At 60.9% G+C, this 16,374-nt stretch carries 14 protein-coding genes; all 14 read left to right on the top strand.

Annotation, left to right across the window (positions count from 1 at the left end):
- Positions 1–113: 113 nt before the first annotated feature.
- The 14 genes from pyrH (at position 114) to dnaE (ending at position 16,338) form a co-directional block, all read left to right on the top strand.
- Complete coding sequence (gene pyrH / locus CKW37_RS03680) at positions 114–857, top strand: UMP kinase (protein WP_095154084.1); 744 nt, start codon at positions 114–116, stop codon at positions 855–857.
- Positions 854–1,411: a ribosome recycling factor gene (gene frr, locus CKW37_RS03675; protein ID WP_095154083.1), complete on the top strand. Its 558-nt coding sequence runs from the start codon at positions 854–856 to the stop codon at positions 1,409–1,411. Before pyrH ends, frr begins: the two co-directional genes overlap by 4 nt.
- 17 nt (positions 1,412–1,428) lie before the next feature.
- Positions 1,429–2,184, top strand: coding sequence for a polyprenyl diphosphate synthase (gene uppS, locus CKW37_RS03670; protein WP_095154082.1), 756 nt, complete (start codon positions 1,429–1,431; stop codon positions 2,182–2,184).
- Complete coding sequence (locus CKW37_RS03665; protein ID WP_095154081.1) at positions 2,184–2,999, top strand: phosphatidate cytidylyltransferase; 816 nt, start codon at positions 2,184–2,186, stop codon at positions 2,997–2,999. Before uppS ends, CKW37_RS03665 begins: the two co-directional genes overlap by 1 nt.
- Positions 2,996–4,186, top strand: coding sequence for a 1-deoxy-D-xylulose-5-phosphate reductoisomerase (gene ispC / locus CKW37_RS03660; RefSeq protein WP_095154080.1), 1,191 nt, complete (start codon positions 2,996–2,998; stop codon positions 4,184–4,186). Before CKW37_RS03665 ends, ispC begins: the two co-directional genes overlap by 4 nt.
- A 57-nt stretch (positions 4,187–4,243) precedes the next feature.
- Positions 4,244–5,596: an RIP metalloprotease RseP gene (gene rseP, locus CKW37_RS03655; protein ID WP_095154079.1), complete on the top strand. Its 1,353-nt coding sequence runs from the start codon at positions 4,244–4,246 to the stop codon at positions 5,594–5,596.
- A gap of 74 nt (positions 5,597–5,670) precedes the next feature.
- Entirely contained in the window at positions 5,671–8,022 is a 2,352-nt protein-coding gene (gene bamA / locus CKW37_RS03650; RefSeq protein WP_095154078.1) for an outer membrane protein assembly factor BamA, read from the top strand.
- Between the two features lie 45 nt (positions 8,023–8,067).
- Positions 8,068–8,571, top strand: a complete 504-nt coding sequence (locus tag CKW37_RS03645; RefSeq protein WP_095154077.1) for an OmpH family outer membrane protein — start codon at positions 8,068–8,070, stop codon at positions 8,569–8,571.
- A 1-nt stretch (position 8,572) separates the two neighbouring features.
- Positions 8,573–9,628, top strand: coding sequence for a UDP-3-O-(3-hydroxymyristoyl)glucosamine N-acyltransferase (lpxD, locus tag CKW37_RS03640; RefSeq protein WP_095154076.1), 1,056 nt, complete (start codon positions 8,573–8,575; stop codon positions 9,626–9,628).
- 110 nt (positions 9,629–9,738) lie between these two features.
- On the top strand, positions 9,739–10,179 hold the full coding sequence (gene fabZ / locus CKW37_RS03635) for a 3-hydroxyacyl-ACP dehydratase FabZ (protein ID WP_095154075.1): 441 nt from the start codon (positions 9,739–9,741) through the stop codon (positions 10,177–10,179).
- Positions 10,176–10,952 (top strand): acyl-ACP--UDP-N-acetylglucosamine O-acyltransferase, encoded by a 777-nt coding sequence (gene lpxA, locus CKW37_RS03630; RefSeq protein WP_095154074.1) that lies wholly within the window; start codon positions 10,176–10,178, stop codon positions 10,950–10,952. Before fabZ ends, lpxA begins: the two co-directional genes overlap by 4 nt.
- A 1-nt stretch (position 10,953) precedes the next feature.
- A complete protein-coding gene (gene lpxB, locus CKW37_RS03625) occupies positions 10,954–12,081 on the top strand; it encodes a lipid-A-disaccharide synthase (RefSeq protein ID WP_095154073.1) in 1,128 nt (375 codons plus the stop codon).
- On the top strand, positions 12,082–12,711 hold the full coding sequence (gene rnhB, locus CKW37_RS03620; protein WP_095154072.1) for a ribonuclease HII: 630 nt from the start codon (positions 12,082–12,084) through the stop codon (positions 12,709–12,711).
- A gap of 105 nt (positions 12,712–12,816) precedes the next feature.
- Positions 12,817–16,338, top strand: a complete 3,522-nt coding sequence (dnaE, locus tag CKW37_RS03615) for a DNA polymerase III subunit alpha (RefSeq protein ID WP_095154071.1) — start codon at positions 12,817–12,819, stop codon at positions 16,336–16,338.
- The last annotated feature ends 36 nt before the right edge of the window (positions 16,339–16,374 follow it).

Here is a 16,374-nt window from a genome sequence, read left to right as displayed (position 1 = left end):
GCGGTTTACAAGATCTGCTTTCGCTCTGGCGCTATTCAAGCGCCACGCTACAGTTGGCGCAGGCTGAAAACAGCCCGCCCGGAATTTTACAAACGCCGCAGGAGAGATTCGCAATGGCTCAGCAGGTGAGTGGTCGTCAACCTCGCTATAAACGCATTTTGCTCAAACTTAGCGGCGAGGCCCTGATGGGCTCGGAAGACTTCGGGATCGACCCGAAGGTGCTGGATCGCATGGCGCTGGAAGTGGGTCAGCTCGTTGGTATCGGTGTCCAGGTCGGCCTGGTTATCGGTGGTGGCAACCTCTTCCGTGGTGCGGCTCTTAGCGCGGCCGGCATGGATCGCGTCACCGGCGACCATATGGGTATGCTGGCGACCGTGATGAACGCCCTGGCCATGCGCGACGCGCTGGAGCGCTCGAATATCCCCGCCATCGTCATGTCGGCCATTTCCATGGTCGGTGTCACTGACCACTACGACCGCCGCAAAGGTGTTCGTCATCTGAACTCTGGCGACGTGGTGATCTTCGCTGCCGGTACCGGTAACCCGTTCTTCACCACCGACTCGGCCGCATGCCTGCGTGCCATCGAAATCGATGCTGACGTCGTGTTGAAGGCGACGAAGGTCGACGGCGTGTACACTGCCGATCCATTCAAGGATCCGCATGCCGAGAAATTCGACCGTCTGACGTACGATGAAGTACTCGACCGCAAGCTCGGCGTAATGGACCTGACCGCAATCTGCCTGTGCCGTGACCACAAGATGCCGTTGCGGGTTTTCAACATGAACAAGCCTGGCGCCTTGCTGAACATCGTAGTGGGCGGCGCTGAAGGAACTCTGATCGAGGAAGGCGAACAATGATCAACGAAATCAAGAAAGACGCCCAGGAACGCATGGGCAAATCGCTCGAGTCGCTGCACCACGCTTTCGGTCGTATCCGTACCGGCGCCGCGAACCCGCAGATTCTGGCTGGCGTGATGGTGCCTTATTACGGCACCGATACGCCGATCAACCAAGTCGCCAGTGTCACGGTCAAGGATTCGCGTACCCTGCAAGTCGTGCCTTTCGAGCGCAGCATGCTGGGTGCCGTGGATAAAGCCATCCTCAACTCAGGCCTGGGCTTCAACCCGACCAACCTGGGTGAGCTGCTGCTGATCTCCATGCCGGCCCTGACCGAGGAAACCCGCAAGGGCTTCACCAAGCAGGCGCGTGATGCCGCTGAAGACGCTCGTGTTGCCGTGCGCAATATCCGCCGTGATGCCCTGAGCCAGCTCAAGGATCTGGTCAAGGAGAAGGAAATCAGCGAAGACGAAGAGCGTCGTGCCGCTGATGATGTTCAGAAGCTGACTGACAAGTTCGTTGCTGATATCGAAGTTGCCGTGAAAGCAAAAGAAAAGGACCTGATGGCCGTTTAAGGTCGGGGCTTTTTTTAATGGAAAAGAGCAAGCAGGGTGTGCCTCCATCGGTGCCGCGTCATGTCGCGATCATCATGGATGGAAATAATCGCTGGGCGAAGAAGCGCCTGTTGCCCGGCGTTGCCGGGCACAAGGCTGGCGTGGACGCGGTGCGGGCCGTTATCGAGGTCTGCGCCGAGGCCAAGGTCGAGGTGCTGACCCTGTTCGCCTTCTCCAGCGAAAACTGGCAACGCCCGGCCGAAGAGGTCGGGGCGTTGATGGAGCTGTTCTTCTCGGCCTTGCGCCGGGAAGCCAAGCGGCTCAATGAGAACAACATCAGTCTGCGGATCATCGGTGATCGCTCCCGCTTTCACCCTGAACTGCAGGCGGCCATGCGCGAGGCCGAGGCGCTGACCGCTGGCAGTAACCGTTTCATCCTGCAGATCGCCGCCAACTATGGTGGTCAGTGGGATATCGCGCAGGCCGCTCAGCGCCTCGCGCGCGAAGTCCAGGCCGGGCATCTGCGTCCGGAAGACATCACTCCCGAACTCCTGCAAACCTGCCTGGCTACTGGCGACCTGCCGTTGCCGGACCTGTGTATCCGCACCGGGGGCGAGCACCGCATCAGCAACTTCCTGCTGTGGCAACTGGCCTACGCCGAGCTGTATTTCTCCGACCTGTTTTGGCCGGACTTCAAACACGAGGCTATGCGTACCGCGCTGGCCGATTTCGCTTCGCGCCAGCGCCGCTTCGGTAAAACCAGCGAGCAGGTCGAAGCTGGAGCCCGTGCTTAATGCTCAAACAACGCATCATTACCGCGCTGATTCTGTTGCCGATCGCCCTGGGCGGGTTCTTCCTGCTCGAAGGGGCTGGCTTTGCCCTGTTCATCGGGCTGGTGGTCACCCTTGGCGCCTGGGAATGGGCTCGCTTGGCCGGCCTGATGGCGCAGGTTTTGCGGGTTGCCTATGCCGCAGTCATCGCCGGTTTGCTGATGCTGCTCTACCTGATGCCGGATCTGGCGCCCTGGGTGCTCGGTGCTTCGGTGCTGTGGTGGGGCGTGGCAACCTGGCTTGTCATGACTTATCCGCGCACCAGTGAGCTGTGGGCCAGCGCGGCCTGTCGGTTGCTGATCGGTACGCTGATCCTGCTGCCTGCCTGGCAAGGGCTGGTGCTGCTCAAGCACTGGACAATGGGCAACTGGCTGATTCTCGCGGTCATGGTGCTGGTCTGGGGTGCCGACATTGGTGCGTACTTCTCCGGCCGGGCGTTCGGCAAGCGCAAACTGGCGCCGCACGTCAGTCCCGGCAAGAGCTGGGAGGGCGTCTATGGTGGCCTGGCGCTGAGCCTGGTCATCACGCTGGCTGTCGGTCTGACCCGGCATTGGAGTGTGGGCGAACTGGTACTCGGATTGTTCGGTGCCGCGCTCCTGGTAATGGGTTCGGTGGTCGGCGACTTGACTGAAAGCATGTTCAAGCGCCGTTCCGGGATCAAGGACAGCAGCAACCTGTTGCCGGGTCATGGCGGCGTACTGGATCGTATCGACAGTCTGACCGCGGCCATCCCGCTGTTCGCCGTGCTGTTGTGGGCGGCTGACTGGGGCGTCCTGTGAGTCGCGTACAGCGCATTACCGTGCTTGGGGCCACTGGCTCTATCGGTCTGAGCACCCTGGATGTCATTGCTCGGCACCCGGATCGCTACGAAGTCTTCGCCGTAACTGGCTACTCGCGTTTGAACGAGCTGTTGCAGTTGTGCCTGCGCCATGCGCCCGTGTTTGCCGTGGTGCCGGACGAGGCGGGGGCTTGCACCCTGCGCGAAGGGCTAAAGGCGGCGGGCTCGCGCACTGAAGTGTTGGTGGGCGAGCAAGGCTTGTGCGCGGTTGCGGCTGACCCGCAGGTCGATGCGGTAATGGCGGCGATCGTCGGTGCTGCAGGCTTGCGTCCGACGCTGGCGGCAGTGGAGGCGGGCAAGAAGGTGCTGCTAGCCAATAAAGAAGCGCTGGTGATGTCCGGCGCCTTGTTCATGCAGGCGGTGCGCCGCAGTAATGCGGTGCTGCTGCCGATCGACAGCGAGCACAACGCCATCTTCCAGTGCCTGCCAGGTGACTATGGTCGCGGGCTGGCTCAGGTGGGTGTTCGCCGGATTCTGCTGACCGCTTCGGGTGGGCCTTTCCGTCAGACCCCGGCCAGCGAACTCGCTGCTGTCACCCCGGAGCAGGCCTGCGCGCATCCCAACTGGTCCATGGGGCGGAAGATTTCCGTCGATTCGGCCAGCATGATGAATAAGGGGCTGGAACTGATCGAGGCCTGCTGGCTGTTCGATGCTCGCCCTTCGCAGATCGAGGTCGTGGTGCATCCGCAGAGTGTGATTCACTCGCTGGTGGATTACGTCGACGGTTCGGTGCTTGCCCAGTTGGGCAATCCGGACATGCGTACCCCCATCGCCAGCGCGCTGGCCTGGCCGGAGCGAATCGATTCCGGTGTGGCGCCGCTGGACTTGTTTGCCATCGCTCGTCTGGATTTCCAGTCGCCCGATGAGCAGCGTTTTCCTTGCCTGCGCCTGGCGCGGGAAGCTGCGGAGGCCGGCAACAGCGCGCCGGCGGTGCTTAACGCAGCCAATGAAATCGCGGTGGAGGCGTTTCTTCAGCGACGCATCCGCTTCCCGGAAATCGCGAGTATGATCGAGCAGGTGCTTGACCAGGAGCCAGTGGTGGCCGTGGATACGCTGGATGCGGTGTTTGCCGCCGACCAGCGGGCCCGGGTGCTTGCCGGGCAGTGGTTGGCGCATCACGGGCGCTGAGGTGCGACACCGCAAGGCGTCGTGCCGGGCCCTGTTGAACGTTATTCGGAGAAAGACATGAGTGCGCTCTACATGATTATCGGCACCCTGGTTGCACTGGGTGTTCTGGTTACCTTTCACGAATTCGGGCACTTCTGGGTGGCTCGGCGCTGCGGCGTCAAGGTGTTGCGTTTCTCCGTCGGCTTCGGCACGCCGCTGCTTCGCTGGCACGACCGTCAGGGTACGGAGTTCGTGATCGCCGCGATTCCACTGGGCGGCTACGTCAAGATGCTCGACGAGCGCGAGGGCGATGTTCCGCTCGCGCAGGCCGAGCAGAGTTTCAATCGAAAAACCGTTGGCCAGCGCATCGCGATCACTGCGGCGGGGCCGATCGCCAACTTCCTGCTCGCTATCGTGTTCTTCTGGGCGCTGGCGATGCTTGGCAGCCAGCAGGTACGTCCGGTCATCGGCGGGGTCGAGGCGGGTAGCCTGGCAGCCGTCGCCGGGTTGAGTTCCGGGCAGGAAATCGTTTCGATCGACGGCGAGCCGACCAATGGTTGGGCCGCGGTCAATCTTCAACTGGTTCGCCGTCTGGGCGAAAGCGGAGCGCTACAGGTCGGTGTGCGCACTGAAGGCGCCACCGTTGACAGCGCTCACACGATTACCCTCGATCATTGGCTCAAGGGCGCTGACGAGCCTGATCCGATTCGCTCCCTGGGTATCCGCCCATGGCGCCCGGCGCTTGCGCCGGTGCTGGCCGAGCTGGATCCGAAGGGGCCGGCCCAGGCCGCCGGGCTGAGAACCGGTGATCGCCTGCTGGCGCTGGATGGTCAGGCGCTGAATGACTGGCAGCAGGTGGTCGACACCGTGCGGGGGCGTGCTGACAGCCGCATCGTGCTCACCGTCGAGCGCGATGGTGCTCGCATCGAGTTGCCGGTCACCCTGGCCAGTCGCGGCGAGGGCAAGTCTGCCGCCGGTTACCTCGGCGCTGGTGTCCAGGCGGTCGAATGGCCGGCGCAGATGCTGCGCGAGGTCAGTTACGGGCCGCTCGAAGCAGTCGGTGAGGGTCTTTCCCGTACCTGGAACATGAGTGTTCTGACCCTCGATTCACTGAAGAAAATGCTCTTCGGCGAGCTCTCGGTAAAAAGCTTGAGCGGACCGATAACCATTGCTAAAGTGGCGGGCGCTTCGGCCCAGTCCGGCCTTGGGGATTTCCTGAATTTCCTTGCCTATCTGAGCATTAGCCTAGGAGTTCTTAACTTGCTGCCCATTCCAGTTCTGGATGGGGGGCATTTGCTGTTTTACCTGATCGAGTGGGCGCGTGGCCGCCCACTGTCGGACCGGGTGCAAGGTTGGGGTATCCAGATCGGTATCAGTTTGGTAGTCGGGGTGATGTTGCTAGCCCTGATCAACGATTTGGGTCGACTGTAACGCTTCGCTCAATTGCGAACCTGCCGCCTTTCGCGGCGGGTCGTTTATTGCCAGTTGGAATAAGAAAGGACTTCATGAAACGTCTGCTGCTAACTGCGGCTCTCGCCGCACTGATGATCGCTGAAGTTCACGCCGAGTCCTTCACCATCTCCGATATTCGTGTCAATGGTCTGCAGCGGGTTTCCGCGGGCAGCGTATTTGGTGCATTGCCGCTGAACGTTGGCGATCATGCCGACGACGGCCGCCTGGTGGAATCTACCCGTTCGCTGTTCAAGACCGGTTTCTTCCAGGACATCCAACTGGGCCGTGATGGCAATGTCCTGATCATCAACGTCGTTGAGCGCCCGTCGGTGTCGAGCATCGAAATCGACGGTAACAAGGCGATCAGCACCGAAGACCTGATGAAAGGCCTGAAGCAATCCGGTCTGGCGGAAGGCGAAATCTTCCAGCGGGCGACCCTCGAGGGCGTGCGTAACGAACTGCAGCGTCAGTATGTCGCTCAGGGTCGCTACTCCGCCGAGGTCGATGCTGAAGTGGTTCCTCAGCCGCGCAACCGCGTTGCCTTGAAGATCAAGATCAACGAAGGCACGGTCGCTGCCATCCAGCACATCAACGTCGTGGGCAACACTGTGTTCTCCGACGAGGATCTGGCCGGTCTGTTCGAACTCAAGACCACCAACTGGCTGTCGTTCTTCAAGAACGACGACAAGTACGCCCGTGAAAAACTCTCCGGTGACCTTGAGCGCCTGCGTTCCTACTACCTGGACCGCGGCTACATCAACATGGACATCGCCTCCACCCAGGTGTCCATCACCCCGGACAAGAAGCACGTCTACATCACCGTCAACGTCAACGAAGGCGAGAAGTACACCGTACGCGACGTCAAGTTGTCCGGTGACCTGAAAGTGCCTGAAGACCAGGTCAAGGCGCTGCTGCTGGTACAGTCGGGCCAGGTCTTCTCGCGCAAGGTGATGACCACCACTTCCGAGCTGATCACCCGCCGTCTGGGTAACGAAGGCTATACCTTCGCCAACGTCAACGGTGTGCCGCAGCCGCACGATGACGACCATACCGTCGACATCATGTTCGTCGTGGATCCGGGCAAGCGCGCCTACGTCAACCGCATCAACTTCCGTGGCAACACCAAGTCCGAAGACGAAGTGCTGCGTCGTGAAATGCGCCAGATGGAAGGGGGCTGGGCTTCGACCTACCTGATCGACCAGTCCAAGACCCGTCTGGAGCGCCTGGGCTTCTTCAAGGAAGCCAACGTCGAAACCCCGGCTGTTCCGGGTACCGATGACCAGGTCGACGTCAACTACACCGTTGAAGAGCAGGCTTCCGGTTCGATCACCGCCAGTGTCGGTTTCGCCCAGAGCGCCGGTCTGATCCTCGGTGGTTCGATCAGCCAGAACAACTTCCTGGGTACCGGTAACAAGGTCTCCATCGGTCTGACCCGTTCCGAGTACCAGAGCCGATACAACTTCGGCTTCGTGGACCCCTACTGGACTGCCGATGGTGTCAGCCTGGGCTACAACGCCTTCTACCGCACGACCAACTACGATGACCTCGACGTCGACGTGGCAAGCTATGCCGTGGACAGCATGGGTGCCGGTGTCAACGTCGGTTACCCGATCAGCGAAACGTCGCGCCTGACCTTCGGCCTGACAGTTCAGCAGGACAAGATCAAAACCGGTACTTACACCGTCGATGAGATCTTCGACTTCCTGGACAAGGAAGGCGGCGACAGCTTCCTGAACTTCAAGGCCTCGGCCGGCTGGTCCGAGTCGACGTTGAACAAAGGTACCCTGGCAACCCGCGGTCACTCGCAAAGCCTGGTGCTGGAAGCAACCACGCCTGGCAGCGACCTGTCGTTCTTCAAGCTCGACTACCGCGGCCAGCTGTTCAAGCCAATCACCAACGACTACACCCTGCGTCTGCATACCGAGCTGGGTTATGGCGACGGTTACGGTTCGACTTCCGGTCTGCCGTTCTATGAAAACTACTACGCGGGTGGTTTCAACTCGGTACGTGGTTTCAAAGACAGCAGCCTCGGTCCACGCAGTACGCCAAGCAACGGCACCCGACCAGGAACTGCAGCAGACCCGGATCAGGATCCACTGCCGTTCGGCGGCAACGTTCTTGTTCAGGGTGGTGTAGAACTGCTGTTCCCGCTTCCGTTCATCAAGGACCAGCGTTCGCTGCGTACCTCCGTGTTCTGGGACGTGGGTAACGTGTATGACACCAATTGCGGCTCCAAGCCTGATTGCGAGAAGCTCGGCCTTTCCGGCCTGGCCAGCTCCGTCGGCCTGGGTGTGACCTGGATTACCGCACTGGGTCCGTTGAGTTTCAGCCTGGCGATGCCGGTGAAGAAACCGGACGATGCTGATACCCAGGTGTTCCAATTCTCTCTGGGTCAGACCTTCTAAGGGTCTGGTCCACGTAAATGACAACGGATTCTGTAGGAGTGCATCGTGCGTAAGTTGACTCAACTGGCGGTACTGGCAGCGGCTCTGGTCGCGACCCCGGCGTTTGCCGAAATGAAGATTGCTGTCCTGAACTATCAAATGGCGCTGCTCGAGTCGGACCCGGCCAAGCAGTACGCGGTTGATGCCGAGAAGAAATTCGGCCCACAACTGACCAAGCTGAAGAACCTGGAAAGCAGCGCCAAGGGCATCCAGGATCGTCTGGTCAAGGGCGGCGACAAAATGGCCCAGGGCGAGCGTGAGCGTCTTGAGCTCGAGTTCAAGCAAAAAGCCCGTGACTTCCAGTTCCAGTCCAAGGAACTTAACGAAGCCAAGGCCGTTGCTGACCGTGACATGCTCAAGCAGCTCAAGCCGAAATTGGATGGCGCTGTAGAAGAAGTCATCAAGAAAGGCGGCTTCGATCTGGTTCTCGAGCGTGGCGCGGTCATTGATGTCAAACCTCAGTACGACATCACCCGCCAGGTCATCGAGCGCATGAACCAGTCCCGTTGATATGACGGCGACCATGAAACTCGGCCAACTGGCCGAGTTCCTTGGAGCGACCCTTCAGGGTCCCGAGGAACTTGAGATCGTTGGTCTCGCGACCTTGCAGGAAGCTGGCCCCGGCCAACTGAGCTTCCTGGCTAATCCCCAGTACCGCAAATACCTGGTTGATACCCAGGCTGCTGCGGTGCTTCTGCGTGCTGCAGATGCCGAAGGTTTTGTCGGCAACGCCCTGATCGTGCCGGACCCTTACCTGGCCTACGCCCGCATCTCTCACCTGTTCGACCCCAAACCCAAGGCTGTGGCGGGAATCCATCCCAGCGCCGTGGTTGCGGAGGACGCTCAGGTCGATGCCGGCGCCAGTATCGGTCCCTTCGCTGTCATCGAGAGCGGCGCGGTCATTGCGGCCGGTGTCACCGTTGGTGCGCACTGTTTCGTCGGTGCTCGTTGCGTGATCGGCGAGGGCGGCTGGCTGGCCCCGCGTGTGACCCTGTACCACGATGTTCGCATCGGCAAGCGGGTGGTGATCCAGTCCGGCGCCGTGCTGGGTGGTGAAGGTTTCGGTTTCGCCAATGAGAAAGGCGTCTGGCAGAAGATCGCCCAGATCGGCGGTGTCACTGTCGGCGACGACGTCGAAATCGGTGTCAACACTGCCATCGACCGCGGTGCTCTTGCCGATACCTGCATCGGCAATGGCGTCAAACTCGACAACCAGATTCAGATCGCCCATAACGTACAGATCGGCGACCACACCGCCATGGCGGCGTGCGTGGGCATCTCCGGTAGCACCCGGATCGGCAAGCATTGCACGATTGCCGGTGGTGTCGGAATGGTTGGACACATCGAAGTCTGCGACAACGTATTCGTCTCCGGCATGACCATGGTGACCCGATCCATTACCGAGCCGGGCGGCTATTCGTCCGGGACGGCGATGCAGCCGTTGGGAGACTGGCGCAAGAGTGCGGCGCGAATTCGTCAACTGGACGAAATGGCCAAGCGCCTTCAACAGGTAGAAAAGCGTGTCGATGCCGTGACCTCAGGCAGCCAGCCTTCATCTGATGGCTGATACCCTTTCCTGATCAAGGCCGCTCGATAGCTGTACGGCTTTCTTGATTCGCAAAAGGTGCATGGCGCCCAGCGCATGCTCCCTATCTTTACTACAGGCTTCCCCCAGAAATGATGGACATCAACGAGATTCGCGAATACCTGCCTCACCGTTACCCGTTCCTGCTCGTGGACCGCGTGGTGGAACTGGACGTCGAGGCCCAGCGCATTCGTGCCTACAAGAATGTCAGCATCAACGAGCCCTTCTTCAATGGTCACTTCCCGGCGCATCCAATCATGCCGGGCGTGCTGATCATCGAGGCCATGGCCCAGGCAGCCGGCATCCTCGGTTTCAAAATGCTCGATGCCAAGCCGACGGACGGCACCCTCTATTACTTCGTCGGTTCCGACAAGCTGCGCTTCCGCCAGCCGGTTCTGCCAGGGGATCAACTGATCCTTGAAGCGAAATTCATCAGTTGCAAACGCCAGATCTGGAAGTTCGATTGCCAGGCATCGGTCGACGGCAAGCCAGTGTGCAAGGCCGAGATCATCTGCGCGGAACGCAAACTATGAGTTTGATTGACCCTCGGGCAATCATCGATCCTTCGGCCAAGCTGGCCGATGGTGTCGAGGTCGGCCCTTGGTCGATCATCGGCCCGGATGTCGAGATCGGGGAAGGGACCGTCATCGGTCCACACGTTGTGCTCAAAGGGCCGACCCGGATAGGGCGGCACAACCGCATCTATCAGTTTTCGTCAGTTGGCGAAGACACCCCTGACCTCAAGTACAAGGGCGAGGCCACTCGCCTGGTAATTGGTGACCACAACGTCATCCGCGAAGGTGTGACCATTCACCGCGGCACGGTGCAGGACCGCTCGGAAACCACCCTGGGCGATCACAACCTGATCATGGCGTATGCCCATATCGGTCATGACAGCGTCATCGGCAACCACTGCATCCTGGTCAACAACACTGCGCTGGCTGGTCATGTGCATGTTGCCGACTGGGCAATCCTTTCCGGTTTCACCCTGGTTCACCAGTTCTGCCATATCGGCGCCCATAGTTTTTCCGGCATGGGCACTGCCATTGGCAAGGACGTTCCGGCGTTCGTCACCGTATTCGGCAACCCGGCCGAAGCGCGCAGCATGAACTTCGAAGGCATGCGTCGCCGTGGTTTCAGCGAAGATGCGATCCATGCGCTGCGTCGCGCCTACAAGGTTGTCTACCGTCAAGGCCTGACCGTCGAGCAGGCTATCGTCGAATTGGCCGAACCGGCCAGCCAGTTCCCCGAGGTCGAGATGTTCCGCCAGTCGATCCAGAATTCCGCCCGCGGCATCACCCGCTGATATGTCCGAACTCTGCGTAGCGCTGGTGGCCGGTGAGGCCAGCGGCGACATTCTTGGTTCCGGTCTGATGCGGGCGCTCAAGGCGCGTCATCCGGATGTCCGCTTCATCGGCGTTGGCGGTCCCCTTATGGAAGCCGAGGGGCTCGTCTCCTACTTCCCCATGGAACGCCTGGCGGTCATGGGCCTGGTCGAAGTACTGGGGCGGCTGCCTGAGCTACTCAAGCGCCGCAAGCAGCTTGTTCAGACGCTTATCGATGAAAAGCCCGACGTGTTCATCGGCATCGACGCACCTGACTTCACGCTGAATATCGAATTGAAGCTGCGCCGCGCCGGCATCAAGACCGTGCACTATGTCAGCCCGTCGGTCTGGGCCTGGCGTCAGAAGCGCGTGCTGAAGATCCGCGAAGGCTGCGACCTGATGCTCACCCTGTTCCCCTTCGAGGCGAAGTTCTACGAAGAGCAGGGCGTTCCCGTGCGTTTCGTTGGCCATCCGCTGGCTGACACCATTCCCCTGGATGCTGATCGACAGGCCGCACGCGGTGCTCTGGGCTTGCCCGATGGCCCGCTGGTCGCCTTGATGCCGGGCAGCCGGGGAGGCGAAGTCGGCCGGCTGGGTGCTCTTTTCCTCGATACCGCTCAGCGTCTGCGCGAGCTGGTGCCGGGTGTGCGTTTTGTTACGCCGTGCGCGAATGCCGCGCGGCGTGCGCAGCTTGAACAGATGCTCGAAGGCCGTGACCTGCCGCTGACGCTGCTCGACGGTCAGTCCCACCAGGCCCTGGCGGCTTGCGATGCGGTACTGATCGCTTCCGGTACTGCCACCCTTGAAGCGCTGCTGTTCAAGCGCCCCATGGTGGTGGCCTACCGCCTTGCGCCGCTGAGCTACTGGATTCTCAAACGCCTGGTCAAAAGTCCCTACGTCTCGCTGCCCAACCTCCTGGCCCAGCGCTTGCTGGTTCCGGAACTGTTGCAGGAGGCCGCGACCACTGAGTCCCTGGCCCAGACCCTGGCGCCGCTGGTGACCGATGGCGTGCAGCAGACCGAAGGTTTCGATCAGATTCACCGCACACTGCGTCGCGATGCCTCGAACCAGGCCGCTGAAGCAGTGCTGGCCTTGCTGGAAACCCGATAAATGCAAATGGGACTGGACTTCAACCTGGTCGAAGACCTTGTCGCCGGTGTCGATGAGGTCGGTCGTGGGCCGCTGTGTGGCGCGGTAGTGACCGCCGCGGTGATCCTTGACCCGAATCGCCCGATTCTTGGCCTCAATGATTCGAAGAAACTGACCGAGGCTCGCCGCGAAAAGCTGTTCGACGAGATCTGCGAAAAGGCCCTGAGCTTCCACATCGCCCGGGCCGAAGTCGATGAAATCGACGAACTGAACATTCTCCACGCCACCATGCTCGCGATGCAGCGGGCGGTGGAGGGCTTGCACATCACCCCCCGCTTGGCGCTGATCGACGGCAATCGCTGCCCCAAGTTGAACGTGCCGTCCGCTCCCGTGGTGAAAGGCGATAGTCAGGTACCGGCCATCGCGGCTGCGTCTATCCTGGCCAAGGTCACCCGTGATCGGGAAATGGCGGCGTTCGAGCTGATCTATCCTGGGTACGGAATGGGTGGCCACAAGGGGTATCCGACCCCGGTGCACCTTGAGGCGCTTGCCCGCCTTGGTCCGACGCCGATTCACCGGCGCTCCTTCGCGCCTGTGCGGGCGGCCTTCGAGGCCCGGACCCTGATGGCTGACCAACTAATCCCGGGCTGAGCCATCGGCCCCACCTTCAGTCAGGATCAGAATCCCCCGGCTGTTGTTTTGATCGAGGCCCGGTACAATCCGGGCCTTGTCGTTTTGCGCTGCTATAGGACCATCATGTCGGTTTCATTCGTTCATCTTCGCCTGCACACCGAATTCTCGCTGGTCGACGGCCTGGTACGGATCAAGCCGCTGGCCAAGGCCCTGACCGCGATGAACATGCCGGCGGTGGCGGTGACTGACCAGAGCAACATGTGCTCGCTGGTCAAGTTCTACAAAACCGCGATGGGGGCCGGGATCAAGCCGATCTGCGGTGCCGACCTGTGGCTGGCCAACGACGACCCCGATGCGCCGCTGTCGCGCATCTGCTTCCTGGCGATGAATGCCCAGGGCTATCGCAATCTCACCGAATTGATTTCCCGTGGTTGGGTCGAGGGCCAGCGCAATGGCCTGGTGATTATCCAGCGCAAGTGGATTGCTGCCGCCTCCGAGGGGCTGATTGCTCTGTCCGCGGCCAAGGAAGGTGACATCGGCATGGCCTTGCTGGCTGGTAACGCGGTGGACGCCGAAGCGCTGCTGCGGGACTGGATGGCGATGTTCCCCGATCGCTTCTACGTCGAGGTGCAACGTACCAACCGCGCCGGCGACGAAGAATACCTGCATGCTGCCGTCGAACTGGCTGATCGCCTGGGTGCACCGCTGGTGGCCACCAACGATGTCCGCTTCATCAAGCAGACCGACTACGACGCCCACGAAACCCGCGTGTGCATCGGCGAGGGCCGGGCGCTGGACGATCCGCGTCGCTCGCGTAACTACAGCGATCAGCAATACCTGAAAAGCGCCGAGGAAATGGCCGAGCTGTTCAGTGACTTGCCCGAGGCGCTGGAAAACACCGTCGAGATTGCCAAGCGCTGCAATATCGAAGTGCAGTTGGGCAAATACTTCCTGCCGGACTTCCCGACGCCCAACGGCATGGGCATCGACGATTACCTGCGACACGTCTCCCACGAGGGTCTGGAAGAGCGCCTGGCGGTGCTCTGGCCGAAAGAAACCACGCCGAATTACGAAGAGAAACGCCAGACCTACCTGGACCGGCTCAAGTTCGAGCTGGACATCATCATCCAGATGGGATTCCCCGGTTACTTCCTGATCGTTATGGACTTCATCAAGTGGGCCAAGAACAACGGCGTGCCGGTTGGCCCGGGCCGGGGTTCGGGTGCCGGCTCGCTGGTGGCCTACGTGCTGAAGATCACCGACCTCGACCCGCTGGCGTATGACCTGCTGTTCGAACGTTTCCTCAACCCGGAACGGGTTTCCATGCCCGACTTCGACGTCGACTTCTGCATGGACGGTCGCGACCGTGTGATCGAGTACGTTGCCGAAGCCTACGGCCGCAACGCGGTAAGCCAGATCATCACGTTCGGCACCATGGCGGCCAAGGCGGTGGTGCGTGACGTGGCGCGGGTCCAAGGCAAGTCCTACGGCCTGGCCGACCGGCTGTCGAAGATGATTCCGTTCGAAGTCGGCATGACCTTGGAAAAGGCCTACGAACAGGAAGAAATTCTCCGCGATTTCCTCAAGGTCGATGAAGACGCCAAGGAAATCTGGGACATGGCCCTCAAGCTGGAGGGGGTCACCCGGGGTACCGGCAAGCACGCCGGTGGTGTGGTTATCGCACCGACCAAACTGACCGATTTTTCGCCGATCGCCTGCGACGAAGAAGGCGGCGGCCTGATTACCCAGTTCGACAAGGATGACGTCGAAGCCGCGGGTCTGGTGAAGTTCGACTTCCTCGGCCTGCGTACGCTGACGATCATCAAGTGGGCGATGGAGACCATCAACCGCGAGCAAGCCAAGGAAGGTCTGCCAGACCTCAACATCGATTTCATCCCGCTCGACGACAAGCGCACCTACGACCTGCTGCAGAAAGCTGAAACCACTGCGGTGTTCCAGCTTGAATCGCGGGGCATGAAGGAGCTGATCAAGAAGCTCAAGCCCGACTGCCTCGAAGACCTTATCGCACTGGTGGCACTGTTCCGTCCCGGCCCGCTGCAATCGGGCATGGTTGACGACTTCATCAACCGCAAGCACGGTCGCGCGGAACTGGCCTACCCGCACCCCGATTACCAGTACGAAGGTCTGAAGCCGGTTCTGGCACCGACCTACGGCATCATCCTGTATCAGGAACAGGTGATGCAGATTGCCCAGGTCATGGCCGGCTACACCCTCGGCGGTGCGGACATGCTGCGTCGCGCCATGGGTAAAAAGAAGCCCGAGGAAATGGCCAAGCAGCGCGGCGGTTTCATCGAGGGCTGCGCGGATAACGGCATCGACGGCAACCTGGCGGGTAACATCTTCGACCTCGTGGAGAAGTTCGCGGGCTACGGCTTCAACAAATCCCACTCCGCCGCCTATGGCCTGGTTTCCTACCAGACCGCCTGGCTCAAGACGCACCACCCGGCGGCCTTCATGGCTGCGGTACTGTCGGCGGATATGCACAACACCGACAAGGTCGTGACGCTGATCGAGGAAGTGCGCAGCATGAAGCTGCGCCTGGACGCGCCGGACGTGAACTCCTCGGATTTCAAGTTCACCGTCAACGACGACGGCCGTATCGTGTATGGCCTTGGCGCGATCAAGGGCGTCGGCGAGGGGCCAGTGGAGGCGATCGTCGAGGCGCGCGCCGAGGCGCCGTTCAAGGACCTGTTCGATTTCTGCCACCGCGTCGACCTCAAGCGGATCAACAAGCGGACCCTCGACGCGCTGGTGCGCAGCGGTGCGCTGGACCGTCTCGGTCCTTACTTCCACGACGAGATCAAAGCCTATCAGGCCAACGTCGACCTCAACCGCGCTGTGTTGCTCGCGTCCATGGAAGAAGCGATCAAGTCTGCCGAGCAGACCGCACGCACGCATGACAGCGGGCATGCCGACTTGTTTGGCGGGCTGTTCGACGAGGCGGATGTCGACGTGTATGCCAAGCACCGTGCGGCTCGTGAGCTAACACTCAAGGAGCGCCTGCGCGGCGAAAAAGACACCCTCGGCCTGTACCTGACCGGCCACCCGATCGACGAATACGAAGGCGAAATCCGCCGCTTCGCCCGTCAGCGCATCATCGACCTGAAGCCGGCGCGCGATACCCAGACCGTCGCGGGGATGATCATTGCCCTGCGGGTCATGAAGAACAAGAAGGGCGACAAGATGGGCTTCGTCACCCTCGACGACCGCTCGGGGCGTATCGAGGCGTCGCTGTTCGCCGATGCCTTCATGGCCGCGCAGTCGCTGTTGCAGACCGACGCCATGGTGGTGATCGAGGGCGAAGTCAGCAACGATGATTTCTCGGGCGGTCTGCGTCTGCGGGTCAAGCGGGTGATGAGCATGGAAGATGCGCGCACCAACCTGGCCGACAGCCTGCGTCTCAAGATCCACGCCGAGGCGCTCAAGGGCGACCGTCTGGCCTGGCTCGGCGACTTGTTCAAGCGTCATCGCGGGGCCTGCCCGATCAGCATGGAGTACACCGGCAGCGACGCGAAAGCCTTGCTGCAGTTCGGCGAGAACTGGCGTATAGACCCGGCTGATGGCTTGATTCAAGCCCTGCGTGACCAGTTCGGGCGTGAGAACGTCTTTTTGCACTATCGATGAATTTTTAATCTCGACCTGAATGCGCCTGATCCCTTA

The sequence above is a fragment of the Pseudomonas sp. Irchel 3E13 genome, assembly GCF_900187455.1.
GTDB lineage: Bacteria > Pseudomonadota > Gammaproteobacteria > Pseudomonadales > Pseudomonadaceae > Aquipseudomonas.
Note: the sequence above shows the minus strand (reverse complement) of the source record. Positions and strands in the feature narration are given on the sequence as shown.